12 protein-coding genes are annotated in these 11,989 nt (G+C 69.9%); all 12 read right to left on the bottom strand.

Translation table 11 applies throughout. The features are described from left to right. Positions 1 to 4: 4 nt before the first annotated feature. Positions 5 to 1,984: a cytochrome c oxidase assembly protein gene (locus ACPYN4_RS10370; protein ID WP_045246025.1), complete on the bottom strand. Its 1,980-nt coding sequence runs from the start codon at positions 1,982 to 1,984 to the stop codon at positions 5 to 7. Positions 1,985 to 2,113: 129 nt separating this feature from the next. Further along, positions 2,114 to 3,130 carry a c-type cytochrome biogenesis protein CcsB gene (gene ccsB / locus ACPYN4_RS10365; RefSeq protein ID WP_045246027.1) on the bottom strand — a complete coding sequence of 339 codons (1,017 nt, stop codon included), beginning with the start codon at positions 3,128 to 3,130 and terminating at the stop codon, positions 2,114 to 2,116. 313 nt (positions 3,131 to 3,443) lie between these two features. Continuing rightward, positions 3,444 to 5,063 (bottom strand): apolipoprotein N-acyltransferase, encoded by a 1,620-nt coding sequence (gene lnt, locus ACPYN4_RS10360; RefSeq protein ID WP_101305216.1) that lies wholly within the window; start codon positions 5,061 to 5,063, stop codon positions 3,444 to 3,446. 3 nt (positions 5,064 to 5,066) lie between these two features. Beyond that, positions 5,067 to 6,008 carry a cytochrome c oxidase assembly protein gene (locus ACPYN4_RS10355; protein ID WP_239279411.1) on the bottom strand — a complete coding sequence of 314 codons (942 nt, stop codon included), beginning with the start codon at positions 6,006 to 6,008 and terminating at the stop codon, positions 5,067 to 5,069. After that, positions 6,005 to 7,693 carry a cytochrome c biogenesis protein ResB gene (gene resB / locus ACPYN4_RS10350; protein ID WP_045246897.1) on the bottom strand — a complete coding sequence of 563 codons (1,689 nt, stop codon included), beginning with the start codon at positions 7,691 to 7,693 and terminating at the stop codon, positions 6,005 to 6,007. The genes ACPYN4_RS10355 and resB overlap by 4 nt, the downstream gene beginning before the upstream one ends. Continuing rightward, a complete protein-coding gene (locus ACPYN4_RS10345; RefSeq protein WP_045246898.1) occupies positions 7,674 to 8,441 on the bottom strand; it encodes a cytochrome c biogenesis CcdA family protein in 768 nt (255 codons plus the stop codon). The genes resB and ACPYN4_RS10345 overlap by 20 nt, the downstream gene beginning before the upstream one ends. Beyond that, positions 8,438 to 9,037, bottom strand: a complete 600-nt coding sequence (locus ACPYN4_RS10340) for a TlpA family protein disulfide reductase (RefSeq protein ID WP_054679003.1) — start codon at positions 9,035 to 9,037, stop codon at positions 8,438 to 8,440. The genes ACPYN4_RS10345 and ACPYN4_RS10340 overlap by 4 nt, the downstream gene beginning before the upstream one ends. Beyond that, entirely contained in the window at positions 9,034 to 9,369 is a 336-nt protein-coding gene (locus tag ACPYN4_RS10335) for a DUF6804 family protein (RefSeq protein WP_054679000.1), read from the bottom strand. The genes ACPYN4_RS10340 and ACPYN4_RS10335 overlap by 4 nt, the downstream gene beginning before the upstream one ends. After that, a complete protein-coding gene (locus tag ACPYN4_RS10330) occupies positions 9,366 to 9,899 on the bottom strand; it encodes a signal peptidase II (RefSeq protein ID WP_045246901.1) in 534 nt (177 codons plus the stop codon). The genes ACPYN4_RS10335 and ACPYN4_RS10330 overlap by 4 nt, the downstream gene beginning before the upstream one ends. 77 nt (positions 9,900 to 9,976) lie before the next feature. Beyond that, on the bottom strand, positions 9,977 to 10,252 hold the full coding sequence (locus ACPYN4_RS10325; protein WP_045246902.1) for a zf-TFIIB domain-containing protein: 276 nt from the start codon (positions 10,250 to 10,252) through the stop codon (positions 9,977 to 9,979). Further along, positions 10,249 to 10,965 carry a copper resistance CopC family protein gene (locus ACPYN4_RS10320; protein ID WP_076688294.1) on the bottom strand — a complete coding sequence of 239 codons (717 nt, stop codon included), beginning with the start codon at positions 10,963 to 10,965 and terminating at the stop codon, positions 10,249 to 10,251. The genes ACPYN4_RS10325 and ACPYN4_RS10320 overlap by 4 nt, the downstream gene beginning before the upstream one ends. A gap of 13 nt (positions 10,966 to 10,978) precedes the next feature. After that, on the bottom strand, positions 10,979 to 11,986 hold the full coding sequence (locus tag ACPYN4_RS10315) for a flavin-containing monooxygenase (RefSeq protein ID WP_239279410.1): 1,008 nt from the start codon (positions 11,984 to 11,986) through the stop codon (positions 10,979 to 10,981). Positions 11,987 to 11,989: the final 3 nt, after the last annotated feature.

Here is an 11,989-nt window from a genome sequence, read left to right as displayed (position 1 = left end):
CGCCCTATCTGCGGCTGCGAGCATCGCGGTCGGCGAGCTCGGTGAGGCGTGCGTTGTAGGCCTCGAGCTCGGCTTCGCCGGTGCGGTCGGCGTGCCGGTCTCGCCGCTTGGTCTCGCGGTCGTCGCTGCGACTCCACTGAATCGCGACCGTGATCGCGAGGATCAGGGTGGGGATCTCACCGATCGACCACGCGATACCGCCGCCGGTGTACTGATCCTCGAGCGGTGTGACACCCCAGGTGCGACCCATCGACCCGAACCAGTCGGCGACCATCAGCCCCGACTGCATCATGATGGCGATGCCGAAGAACGCGTGCATCGCCATCACACCGATGAGCAGCAGCAGCCTGCCGGCGTAGGGAAGCCGCCACGGCACCGGGTCGATGCCGATCAGGGAGAGCGCGAACAGGTAGCCGGTGATGAGGAAGTGCGCGATCATCCACTGGTGGCCGAGGTGGTCGTACAGCGACCAGCGGAACAGGTCGGTGTAATAGAACACCCACAGTGAGCCGATGAACAGGGCGGCCGCGACGAACGGGTTCGTCAGGATGCGGGCGACGGGCGAATGCACCGCCCACAGGATCCACTCCCGCCCGCCGCGGGTGCCGTCGTCGCGTTTGCGGATCGCCCGGGCGGCGAGGGTCACCGGGGCGCCGGCGACCAGCAGCACCGGGATCGCCATCGTGAGCAGCATGTGCCCCACCATGTGCATGCTGAACAGGTAGTCCTGGTAGACGTTGACGACGCCGCCGGTGACCCAGACCAGCAGCACCATGCCGGCGACCCACATGATCGTGCGATACACAGGCCACGCGTCGCCGCGCCGGCGCAGCCGCCACACCCCGGCGAGATAGAAGAAGATCGCGAACCCGGCGAGCACCGCCCACAACATGTCCACGTTCCACGCGGTGACCCACCGTTCGATCGTGAGCTCCGGGGGCAGCGGGGCACCGGTGAGGCGTTCTGCCGGCGAGGGGATCTCGGGAAGCGGGGCCGGGTTCGGTGGCGGAGTGCGGGCCAGCGCTGCGGCGGCGCCGCTGGCCACACCCATCAGTGCCAGCTCGAACGCGATGAGCATCCAGAAAGGGCGGGATGCCGCGTCGGAGCTGCGCATCCTGCCGATCAGGCGGGTGCGGTACCACGCCCCGAAGAGGCCGAGGCCGACGAGCGCGACGACCTTGATGCCCAAGATCGCGCCATAGGGCGAGAGCAGATCGGACCACTCCTGCAGGCCGATGGCGGCGCGCACCGTGCCGGACACGGCGACGAGCACGAACGCGGCCAGAGCGATGCTCGAGTAGCGGGCGACGAGATCGGGGATGCGGCGACGGTCGAGGGCTGGACGGACGGCGATGAGCAGCAGGAGCCCGCCGAGCCACACCGCGGCGCCGATGATGTGCAGGATGAGCGCCATCATCGCCTCGTGGTGGAAGGCGTCATCGCCGGAGTGCCCCTGCGTGCCCATCGGCACGAGCGAGGCCACCGCCACCAGGGCGACCAGAAGCGTCCCGACCCAGGACCGCACGGCGAATGTCAGGACGGTGAGGGCGGCGCCGGCGACCGTCGTGATCAGCCATGTCCTGCCGACCTCGAGCTCGACGAGGAACCGGCCGAGCTGGGCACCGAACTGGGGGCCTGCGTCGATGGCCGGGTTGAACACGCTGAGAAGCGTGAGGAACCCGGTCGCGCCCGCGGCCACGGTGAACAGGGCTGCAGAGATCGACGCGGTATCGAGGGCGACGTCGAACTCGCGCTCACCGGCCCGCAGCGTGAACAAGGCGGTCACGAGCACACCGACCATGCCCGCGGCGGCGAGATTCACGACCAGTTTCGTGACCGGAAGCCCCCAGCGCACAACAGGGCCGGCGTCGCCGAGTGGGATCTGCGCAGCACCCCCACCGAACCACAACGCCCCGACCAAGGCGATGAGTGCGACCCCGCCGAGGATCGCAGGCCCTGCGACCCGCAAGACGCGAGGAGTCATTCCTGTCGCGGTCGGAGTGACCGCTGTCCGCGTTCAGTGGCATCCGCACCCGTGGTGGCGGGAATCGAGAGTATCGGGGTCATGTGCGTGCTTTCGGCTCGGGCAAGAGGGCGGGGCAGGGGTGCGGGGTCATGTGAGCCCGGAGTAGGAGTGGAGGCCCTGGAAGAACATGTTCACGATCGTGAAGTTGAACAGCACCGCGACGAACCCGATGATGGACAGCCAGGCGGAGCGGGTGCCGCGCCAGCCGCGGGTCGCGCGGGCGTGGATGTAGCCGGCGTAGAGCACCCAGATCACGAACGTCCACACCTCCTTGACATCGAAGCCCCAGTAGCGACCCCAGGAGTCGTTGGCCCAGATCGCGCCGGCGATCAGGGTGAACGTCCAGAACACGAACCCCACGATCGCGAACCGGTACGCGAGGGACTCGAGCACGTCGGCGGCGGGCAGAGTGCGCAGAAACCCAAGACCGTCGGCGCGGGCAGTGTCCGAGGATGCTCGGGTGCGGCGCTCCCGGCGGGCCTGCAGGAGCTGGGTGATGGAGATGCCGCAGGCGATCGCGAACAGGGCGGTGGCCAGGGACGCGACGAAGACGTGGATGACCAGCCACACGCTCTTGAGCGGATCCATCAGCGGAACGACCTCGACGTAGAACGAGACCGTCGCGCCACCCAGCAGCAGCACCACCATGCCGATCAGGAACGCACCGAGGAAGCGGAGGTCGTAGCGGCGCAGCACCAGCAGGTAGACGGCCACGATCAAGACCGTGCCGGTCAGCGCGAACTCGTACATGTTCGCCCACGGCACCCGCTCCGCGGCGATGCCGCGCAGGATGGTGCCGGCCAGGTGGAACAGGAACGCGAGGACCGTCAGCGACGTCCCGATCCGCGCCCACAGCAGCCGTTGACGCTGCGCGGGCGGCGTGCGAACACTGTCCACCGACCCACTCTGGGCGTTGTCCGTCTGCTGGCCCGCCCGTGCGGTAGCGCCGGCCAGGACCGGCTCCCGCTGCGGGACGCTGGCGGGGACGGAGCGCCCGGCCAGGTCGATGGTGTACGCGATGAACGCGAGCAGGTAGGTGGCGATCGCCGTCCACACCAGCAGCAGTGAGATGCCGTCGAGGGAGAGCGCGTCGGTTCCGGTCATGGCAGGGTCGTCCTCTTCGTCGTTGCGGTCAGGGGGTGCCCGCGAGCGGGGTGGCGCGGTAGATCCGTGCACATCGGTCAGCCCGCGTTCGCTTCCAGCCAGGCCAGCGAGTCCACGGCCGCGCTCAATGTTCCCGCCGTCAGCAGAGTGCGCCGGCTCACCCCGGCCCGGAATGCGCGGCTCTCCGCGGGCGTGGGCGCGCACCCACACTCCTCCGCCGTCAGGTCACCAGGAAGGGTGAGATCGCTGCCCGTCGCCAGCGTTCGCAGCGACCAGGCCAGTCGACCTCCGGCAGGCCTCATCCGTGGCGTGTTCATGGGTGCCTCCCCGGATCAGTCGAACGATCTGCGGCGGCCGCACGCGTGCGGGCACGGTGGGAGAACCCCGCCGCGGTGAGAGCGCCGGCGGCAGCGAGGACGATGAGAGCGGTGAGCCAGGGACCGAGGATCACCGCCGGGGTGAGTCCGGTGCGCAGCGGGACGGTGGTGATCGACGCGTCAACGGTGTCGACGCCGATGCTGTCGACGGTGGTGCCGTCCGGGGTGATGACCTGGCTGGTGCCCACCGTGGAGACGTTGACGACCGCGCGGCCGGTTTCGATGGCGCGCATCCGGGCGAACGCGAGCTGCTGCAGGTTCTCGTCGGTGCCGCGGAAGTCGGCGTTGTTGGTCTGGAACACGAACACCTCTGCGCCGGCGCGGGCACCGTCCCAGATCACGGCGTCGTAGATCACGTCGAAGCAGATCGCCAACCCCACCCCGACGTCGCCGACCTGCACGAGCGGCGGGTTGCTGCCGGGGGTGTATTCGCGTTGGATCAAGCCCACCAGGTCGGGGACGATCAGCTCGTAGAACCACCGGTCCGGCACGTACTCGCCGAACGGGACCGGGTTGACCTTGTCGTGCCACTGCCGGCCCGTGGGATCCGCGGTCCACAGCAGGGACGTGTTGAAGACATCGTCGCCGCGGGTGGTGGCGGCGTTCATCAGCAACGGCGCCCCGGCCGAGCGCACGACCCGGTCCAACGCCTCGGCGGCGGCGGGATCACTGAGCGGGTCGGCGTCGACGCCGCCCTCCGGCCAGGCCAGCAGATCCATCGGCTGCCCGTACAGCGGCACCGTGGCGGCGGTCTGCGCGGCCAGGACGTCGCCGGGCACCTTGTCGTCGAAGTACCCGGTGGGGCCGTTGCCCTGCACCCATCCCACGCGGAACTCCCCGGCCGGCGCGGTGGGGAACTGCGGCGCTATCACCAGGAGAGCGGCGACGCTCACAGCAGGGTGCAACCCGAGCATGAAGCGGATGCCGCCGGCGCGGATCCACTGCACCACAGAGGCGCACAGAATGACGATCAGCAGGGACAGGCCGGTCACGCTCGTCCACGACACAGCCTCCGCGAGCGGGCCGCCCACCTGGGTCATCCCGAGGCGCGCCCACGGGAACCCGGAGTACGGCCACGCACCCATCACCACCTCACGGGCCGTCCACAGAACCCCGATCAGCGGCGGTACCGCGAGCAGCTGCACGAGGCCGCGGGCCGGATAGCGGGCGGTCCACCGGTAGGCGAGCGCGATCGGCACCGCGCCCGCGCCGAACAGGACCGCTTCCAGCCCGGCGAGGGCAAGCCACGGCACCGGGCCGAGGAACTCCCCCACCCACACCAGATGGGTCGTGTAGAACACGGCGCCGAACACAGTGCCGACCAGCAGCGCCCCGCCGATGCTGCGGCCGATCAGGGCCACCAGGGCGACCGTGACACTCACGAACGTCAACGGCCACCACCCCACCGGTGCGGAGGCGAGATCCAGCAGCAGGCCGGCGGCCGCGGATGCCAGCACCGCCGCCCACACCGGCAGCGACCATGCCGCCACGGTGCGGCGCGGCGTCTCCTGCTCCGGTGCGGCGGCCGGGGCGGGTGTCGGCAAAGGCGTGCGCATCGGTCAGGTGTCTTTCTGGTGGAGTCGGGTGAGGTAGTCGTTGTACGCGTCGAGCTCAGGGTCGCCGTGTGCGTCGGCGCGACGGTCGGCGGCGACCGCTTGGGCGGTGTCGTTGCGGAACCAGCGGTGCATGACGTAGATGAGCATCAGCAAGGTGGGGGCCTCGCCGTAGGACCAGGCCAGCCCGCCGGCGAGGCGCTGGTCTTCGATCGGGTCGATGCCCAGCGCGCTCGTCGGGCCGGCGAACCCGTCGATGAGGGTAGTGGTGGCCATCATCAGGAAGACGCCGAAGAAGGCGTGCACGGCGGCCTCGGCGAACACGTCCAGGGCGCGGCCGCCGTGGCTCATCCGCACCGGCAGCGGGTCCGACGACAGGATCGGGATGGTGAACAGCATCCCGGCGACCAGGAACCCGACCTCGAGGAGGGTATGGCCGGTGACGGTGGACAGGATCGGATCGGCGAAGTTCGCCAGGTACAGACCGTAAAACGCGGCCAGGTATAGCGGCACCGCCAGCCACGGGCTGAGCAGCCACCGTGCGGTGCGACTGCGTAGCCCGGCGTGCGCGGCGCGGAGCACCAGGAGACCTGGGCCGTGGTGCGGGGTGGCGCGCAGCAGCAGGGTGCCGGGAGAGCCGAGGACCAGCAGCGGCGGGATCGCCATCATCAGGGTGAGCTGCTGGAACATGAACACCGAGAACAGGGCGTACCCGAAGTTCTCCACCGCCAGGCCGGTGACCGCGGCGAGGGCGACGCAGCCGAGCAGGAAGCTGACCGTCCGCCACACCGGCCAGCCGCGGCCGCGGACCCACATCCGGATCGCACCGGCCAGGTAGGCGACCGCGAGGAGTCCCGCGAGGAGCGGTAGCACCGGAGCCGGAAGCGGGGCCGGGGTGAGGAACCCGCCGAGGGTCGGCGGGGCGTCCGGGATCCACACGGTCGTCACGGTGTGTCCTTCGCAGGCTGGTCTACGCCGAGGGCGTGCGCGTGGCGGGTCGCGAACTCGTCGACGGCGCGCGCCAAAGCGGGGTCTTCGCCGCGGGCCAGTCCCGCGTACTCGACGTGCACACCATCCGGGGTGGTGCGGGCTTTCACCCAGAGCCGGCGGCGGGGCACGAACAGGCCGGCGAACAGGCCGAGGGTGGCGAGCACGGAGAACGCGAGCACCCAGCCGCTGCTGGGGTCGCGTTGGATCTGCAGCGACGCGAACCGCTTCACCGGCTCCTCCGCCGTGACCTCCTCCCAGGTGATCGTGCCCCACCCGTTCGGCAGGTCGACGGTGGCGCCGGGGGTGAGCTCAAGGGAGTCGGCGGCGGTGTCGCCGCCGGTGTGCTGGGTGAGCCCGTCGACCTCGAGCGTGTACACCGACCTCGGAGTGCCGTCGTCGATGCCGAGATCCCCGCTGAACACGTTGAGAGTCAGCACCGGATTGACCACGTCCGGGTAGACGGAGGTGAACGCGCCGGAGGGCAACACCCCCTGGGTGGGGTAGAAGAACCCGACCAGCCCGACCTGTTCGGGCAGCCCGTCCGGGATCTTGATGATGCCCAGCGAGGTCATGTTGGAGTCCTGCGGCAGGAACGGCTGCGACTCGCTGTACACCACCTCGCCGGCGGCGTCGCGGATCGTGAGGGTGGGGGCGTAGCCGTTGCCGAGCAGGTAGATGCGATCGCCGTCGACGGTGATCGGGTAGTTCACGATCACGCTCTGCGCCCGATCGTCCTGCCCGGGTTGGCGGATGGTGATGTCGGCGGAGAAGTCTCCGGCCTGGCCTGCGCCGGGGGTGCCGGGCAGCCGGTAGGAGACCTGGAAGTCGTCGAGGGTGAGCGAGTAGGGGGCAAGGCCCGTGCCGTCGACGAAACGGCCGGGGTTGAACGAGGAGTAGTCGCTGAGCGCGTTCACGAACGTGGTGCCCTCCACCACCACCCGCTGCCCGGTATACGCGAACGACCCGCCGATCGCGACCGAGACCAGCACGCCGACGAGGGCGACGTGGAAGATCAGGTTGCCGGTCTCGCGCAGGTAGCCGCGCTCGGCCGACACCGACGCGGCTCCGCGGGCGTCGTATCGCTCCACCCGGTATCCGGCCTTGCGCAGCTGCTCTGCCGCGACGTCGATCGCGTGCGCGGCCGGGTCGGTCCTCCCTTCCTCTCTCGGCAAGGTCAGTTCCCGGTACTCCGAGAGCCGCGACAGCCGGGCCGGGGTGCGAGGGGGGCGGGAGCGGAGCGCCTTGTAGTGGTGCTTGGCGCGCGGGATCACGCAGCCGATCAGGGAGGTGAACAGCAGCAGATAGATCGCGGAGAACCACGGCGACAGGTACACGTCGAACAGGCCGACCGCATCGGCGAGGGGGAACACGTCAGGGTTGTCCCGCTCCCACTGGATGACACCGTTGGGGTCGGCGCTGCGCTGCGGGAACAGGGACCCGGGGACGGCGGCGATCGCGAGGAACAGCAGCAGGACCAATGCGGTGCGCATGCTGGTCAGCTGCCGCCATGCCCACCGCAACCACCCGGTGATGCCCAGCGCCGGCTGGGTGATCTCCGTCGCGGATTCGCTGTCGGCGTGGTCGCCGGGGCGTAGCGGGTCGGCGGTGACGTCGATGCCGGTGTCAGAGCGGGAGGGGGACATTGATCACCACCTGTTGCAGCTGCGACATCAGTGCCGTCCACAGCCCGGTCACCATCAGCAGGCCGAGGGCGATGAGCATGGCCCCGCCGATGATGTTCAGGGCGCGGATGTGGCGGCGCAGGAACGTCACCGATCGGGACGCCCACCCCCATCCGGCCGCGAGGATCAGGAACGGGATGCCCAGGCCCAGCGAGTACGCGAGCCCGAGCAGGCCCGCGCGGGCGGGGTCACCGAGGTTCCACGACATGGAGATGATCGCTGCGAGCGTCGGGCCGATACAGGGGGTCCAGCCGACGCCGAGCGCGAACCCGAGAAGCGGCGCCCCGATCAGCCCGGTCCTACCCTGGGCGCGAGGGCGGAGGGTGCGCTGGGCGATGCCGAAGAAGCCGAGGAACACCAGGCCGAGGGCGATGATGACGACCCCGAAGACGCGAGTGAGCACATTGGCGTATTGCAGCAGCAGGTACCCGAAGGTGCCGCCGAGGATCGTGACGGCGACGAACACCACGGTGAACCCGGCGATGAACAATGTCACGCCCAGCAGCAGCCGCGCGCGCTCCGCCGTCACCGTGCGCCCCCCGTCCAGCGTGGGGGCCGCGGTCGTCGTGGTGGTGCTGCCGAGGTAGCCGAGGTAGCCAGGCACCAGCGGCAGCACGCACGGGGACACGAACGACACCAGCCCGGCGAGGATCGCGACCGGGATCGCGACCCACAGGGCGCCGTCGACGATCACCGCTCCCGGATTCATGAGCTGTCCTCGGCGAGGGTGTCGGCGACCAGGGTGGACAGGATCGACGCGCTGGCCAACTGCCCGATGATCCGCGCCGCGACCCGCCCCTCCTGGTCGATGACCAAGGTGGTGGGGGTGGCCTGGATCGGAGTGACCTGCGCGAACGCGAGCTTGACCCGTCCGTCGTTCACGTCGATCACGCTCGGGTAGGTGACGTTGTTGTCACGGGCGAACGACAGTGCGGTGGCTGGCTGGTCGTAGGTGTTCACCCCGAGGAACGCGACGCTCTGGTCCTGATACTCCTGCCAGACCTCCTCGAGCATCGGGGCTTCGACGATGCACGGCCCGCACGCGGCGTACCAGAAGTTCACCACCAGCACCCCGCCGCGGTAGTCGTCACTGGACACCGTCTCCCCGGTCTCGGTGACGCCCTCGAACACCACCGGCTCCCCGCGGTCGGCATCCGGGATCTCGACGATCTGGAAGTCACCGGCGATGTAGCCCTTCTCGCTTCCGTCCCGGTACTGCTGCGCGAGCGAGTCGCTGGACGTGCACCCGGCCAGCAGCAGCGCCGCGACCAGCGTCATGGCGGCAAGGACGGGGCGGCGGATCATGCGCGCTTGACCTTGATCAGGGCGCCGGCGACCAGGAACACGACCGCGGCGACCGGCTGCGCCGCAGTCCACACCGGGCCGGTGAACGGGAACGGGAACACCGGGTTCCAAATCACGGCGATCACGACGAACACAGGCAACCACCACCACTGCCGCGCCTGGATCGCGAACCACCCCACGATGACCGCGAAGATCGCGGCGACGAACAGCACAACGGTGAACCAGTCCCCGCCCATCAGTACCGGCGCGAGGAACAACACCGCCGCCGCGAGCAGCCCCGGCGCGAACGCGTTGCGCTGGTATACGGACGGGGTCCGCTGCTTCGCCATCATGACCCGCTCACCACGGAGCCCGTCGCAGGCGCCGCGCTGTCCGCGCTGACGCGGGAGCGGCGGTGTCGGGTCCACAGGCTCAGGCCGAGGACGATGACGCCGGCACCGAGGGCGACGTCGGCGAGGTTGCCGATGAACAGGTTCCCGTAGGCGAGGAAGTCGGTGACGTGCCCGACCCCGAACCCAGGGGGGGAGAACAGCCGGTCGATCAGGTTCCCGATCGCGCCCCCGAGGATCAGGCCGATCCCCATCGCCCACCATCCGGTCCGCGCCCGCGCGGCGGCGACGACCAGCAGCACCACGGCACCGACCCCGAGGAGAGTGAGCAGCCCGGTGACCCCGGCTCCGAGGGAGAGGATCGCGCCGGGGTTGAACGCGAGCTGCAGCCCGAGCAGATCCCCCAGCAGCGGGATCCGCTCCTCCTGACTCAACCCTCCCAGTGCGGCCGCCTTCGTCGCCTGGTCGACCAGGACCACCACAGCGGCGGCCAGGCACGCGACCGCGAACCGCCGGGTCTGCTCACGAACCATCAGCGGCTCCTCCTGCGTTCGCGAGGGCCGCTGATAACCCGGTCATCAGACCGGCTATCAGGAAGAGGTTTTTGGTGTCAGAAGTCGAAGAGGTCACCGAGGAACCCTTCCTTCCGCCGACGCCCGGAGCGACCGTGATGATCCCTGTCGCGGTCAGAACGGTGGTCGCCCTCGCGCGGATAGGGGGCGGTGCTGGTTTGCCGGCCGCCGCCGGCAAGGTCGGCGGCGCGGTCGATGATCTTGTCGAGCTCGCCACGGTCCAGCCAGACGCCCCGGCACTGCGGGCAGTAGTCGATCTCGACCCCGGAGCGTTCCGTGATCAGCAGGGCGGTCCCGTCGACCGGACATTTCATGAGGGGTTCTCCTTCTGTTGCTGGTCGTCGGCGGTTCCACCATCCGCGGCGGCCGCGGCCGCGGCTGCTCGGTCGCGGCGACGACGCTCTCTGGCCACCATGAGCACGACCACCAGCGCGCCGCCCAGCACGATTACGCCACTCAGGACCGCAAGGACGGGGAGGAGTTCCCCACCTCCGGATGGCCCGTTGTGAACCTCTCCGGACGTATTGGCGGCAGATGTGGGAGACGGGTCGGGTGTCTGCTCCTCGGTCGCTTCGGGGGTAGGGGCGCTGGTGGGGACGGTGACCGCTTCGACAGTGTACTGGTACTCGTTGCTGATCGGGTGCCCGTCGCTGGACACGACCCGCCACCGCACCGTGTGCACGCCCGCCTGACCAGGCGTCACCGCCTGGGTGACCGTGGTCCCGTCGATGACCGGATCCCCCGATGCGATGTTCTGCCCGTCCGGGGCGACCACCTCAATGATCACGGCGCTGAAATCGGTGAGGATCTCGCCGCTGAACGTCAGCGAAATCTCCTCCGGGACCACGCTGACCGTGGATCCGGCTTCCGGGGAGGAGGAGACGATCTCATCGTGCGCGGCTGCGGGCGCCGCGGTGGCGAACAGGAGCCCGGCGGCCAGCAGCAGCGTCGTCAGAGTGGACAGGAGGAGGATGCGTCTCCGTGAGCCGGATCGGTGCGGGTGTTCGTGGTCGGTGACGGTGGTCAAGGCGGTGGTCCTTTCAGGGCCGGTTGATGATGTGCTGGGCGATCGTCGTCGCGTCTTTCCAGACCCCGGCGAGGGTGTCGGAGCCGCGGCCGCCGTACTGCGGCATCCCCGCCACGAACAGCCCGGGCAGGCCGGTCAGGGTGCGCCGCGGCCGGTCGACGCGGGCCGGTTCCGGGAGCCAGTCGTCGCCAGGGGTGTAGCCGGTGGCGAGGATCACCGAGCGGGGGGATGCCTGCGTGCCATCGGCGAAGGTCACCCCGGCGCCGGCCGCGTCCTGCACCGCAGCTGCGATCGTGACCCCGACGCGGCGCAGCTGCTCATAGCTGTCGCCGAAGATCGGCTCGGGTCGACGCTCCCGCGAGAACAGCGGCACCCTCTCCCCCGCCGCGGCGGGATAGCTCATCGCGGGGCGATGCTGCCGCCGGGTTCGCACGGACAGCGTCACGGTGTGCGACGCGGACAGTTCGCGGGCCAGCTGCACGCCGCTGTTCCCGCCGCCCACGATGAGGAGGTCGCCGACGGGGATCTGCTTCGGGTACAGGTACTCGCTGCTGTGCAGCACTACCCCGGGCACCGTCAATCGGGGTGCCCATTCCGGAATCCGCGGGTGCGCGGCCGCGCCCGTCGCGCAGATCACGTTGCGGGTCTGCACCTCCCCTGCCGTCGTCGACAGCAGCAAAGTCGAACCATTCCCGCGGTGCTCCACCCCGGTCGCCTGGATGCCCCAGACCGTCTCCACGCCCAGCCCGGCTTCCACGAAGGTGAGGTAGTCCGCCATCTCGTCCACTCGCGGATGCCGGCGCTGGTCCCCCAGCAGCCGCCGCGGAGACAGCGCGCTATGCCGGGCGTCGCTGAGAAGCTCCATCGAATGCCACCGTGAGGACCAGGAACGCTGCCCCGTGCTGGCGGCGTCGATCACCACGAACTCGTGCTGCGGCCGCAGCCCTTCCGCGCTCAGAGCCGCGGCAACCGCGAGCCCGGACTGCCCGGCGCCGACGATGATCGCCCGCCGATGCGTCAAACC

The organism is Microbacterium sp. CH-015, from assembly GCF_049707015.1.
Taxonomy (GTDB): domain Bacteria; phylum Actinomycetota; class Actinomycetes; order Actinomycetales; family Microbacteriaceae; genus Microbacterium; species Microbacterium aurum.
Note: the sequence above shows the minus strand (reverse complement) of the source record. Positions and strands in the feature narration are given on the sequence as shown.

What these genes read in the sequence shown, in the direction of transcription:
- ccsB (WP_045246027.1), bottom strand. Translation starts at nt 3,130, where the DNA reads ATGACCGGAACCGACGCGCTCTCCCTCGACGGCATCTCACTGCTGCTG.
- ACPYN4_RS10330 (WP_045246901.1), bottom strand. Translation starts at nt 9,899, where the DNA reads ATGGTTCGTGAGCAGACCCGGCGGTTCGCGGTCGCGTGCCTGGCCGCC.
- ACPYN4_RS10335 (WP_054679000.1), bottom strand. Translation starts at nt 9,369, where the DNA reads ATGATGGCGAAGCAGCGGACCCCGTCCGTATACCAGCGCAACGCGTTC.
- ACPYN4_RS10370 (WP_045246025.1), bottom strand. Translation starts at nt 1,984, where the DNA reads ATGACTCCTCGCGTCTTGCGGGTCGCAGGGCCTGCGATCCTCGGCGGG.
- resB (WP_045246897.1), bottom strand. Translation starts at nt 7,693, where the DNA reads ATGTCCCCCTCCCGCTCTGACACCGGCATCGACGTCACCGCCGACCCG.
- ACPYN4_RS10325 (WP_045246902.1), bottom strand. Translation starts at nt 10,252, where the DNA reads ATGAAATGTCCGGTCGACGGGACCGCCCTGCTGATCACGGAACGCTCC.
- lnt (WP_101305216.1), bottom strand. Translation starts at nt 5,063, where the DNA reads ATGCGCACGCCTTTGCCGACACCCGCCCCGGCCGCCGCACCGGAGCAG.
- ACPYN4_RS10345 (WP_045246898.1), bottom strand. Translation starts at nt 8,441, where the DNA reads ATGAATCCGGGAGCGGTGATCGTCGACGGCGCCCTGTGGGTCGCGATC.
- ACPYN4_RS10340 (WP_054679003.1), bottom strand. Translation starts at nt 9,037, where the DNA reads ATGATCCGCCGCCCCGTCCTTGCCGCCATGACGCTGGTCGCGGCGCTG.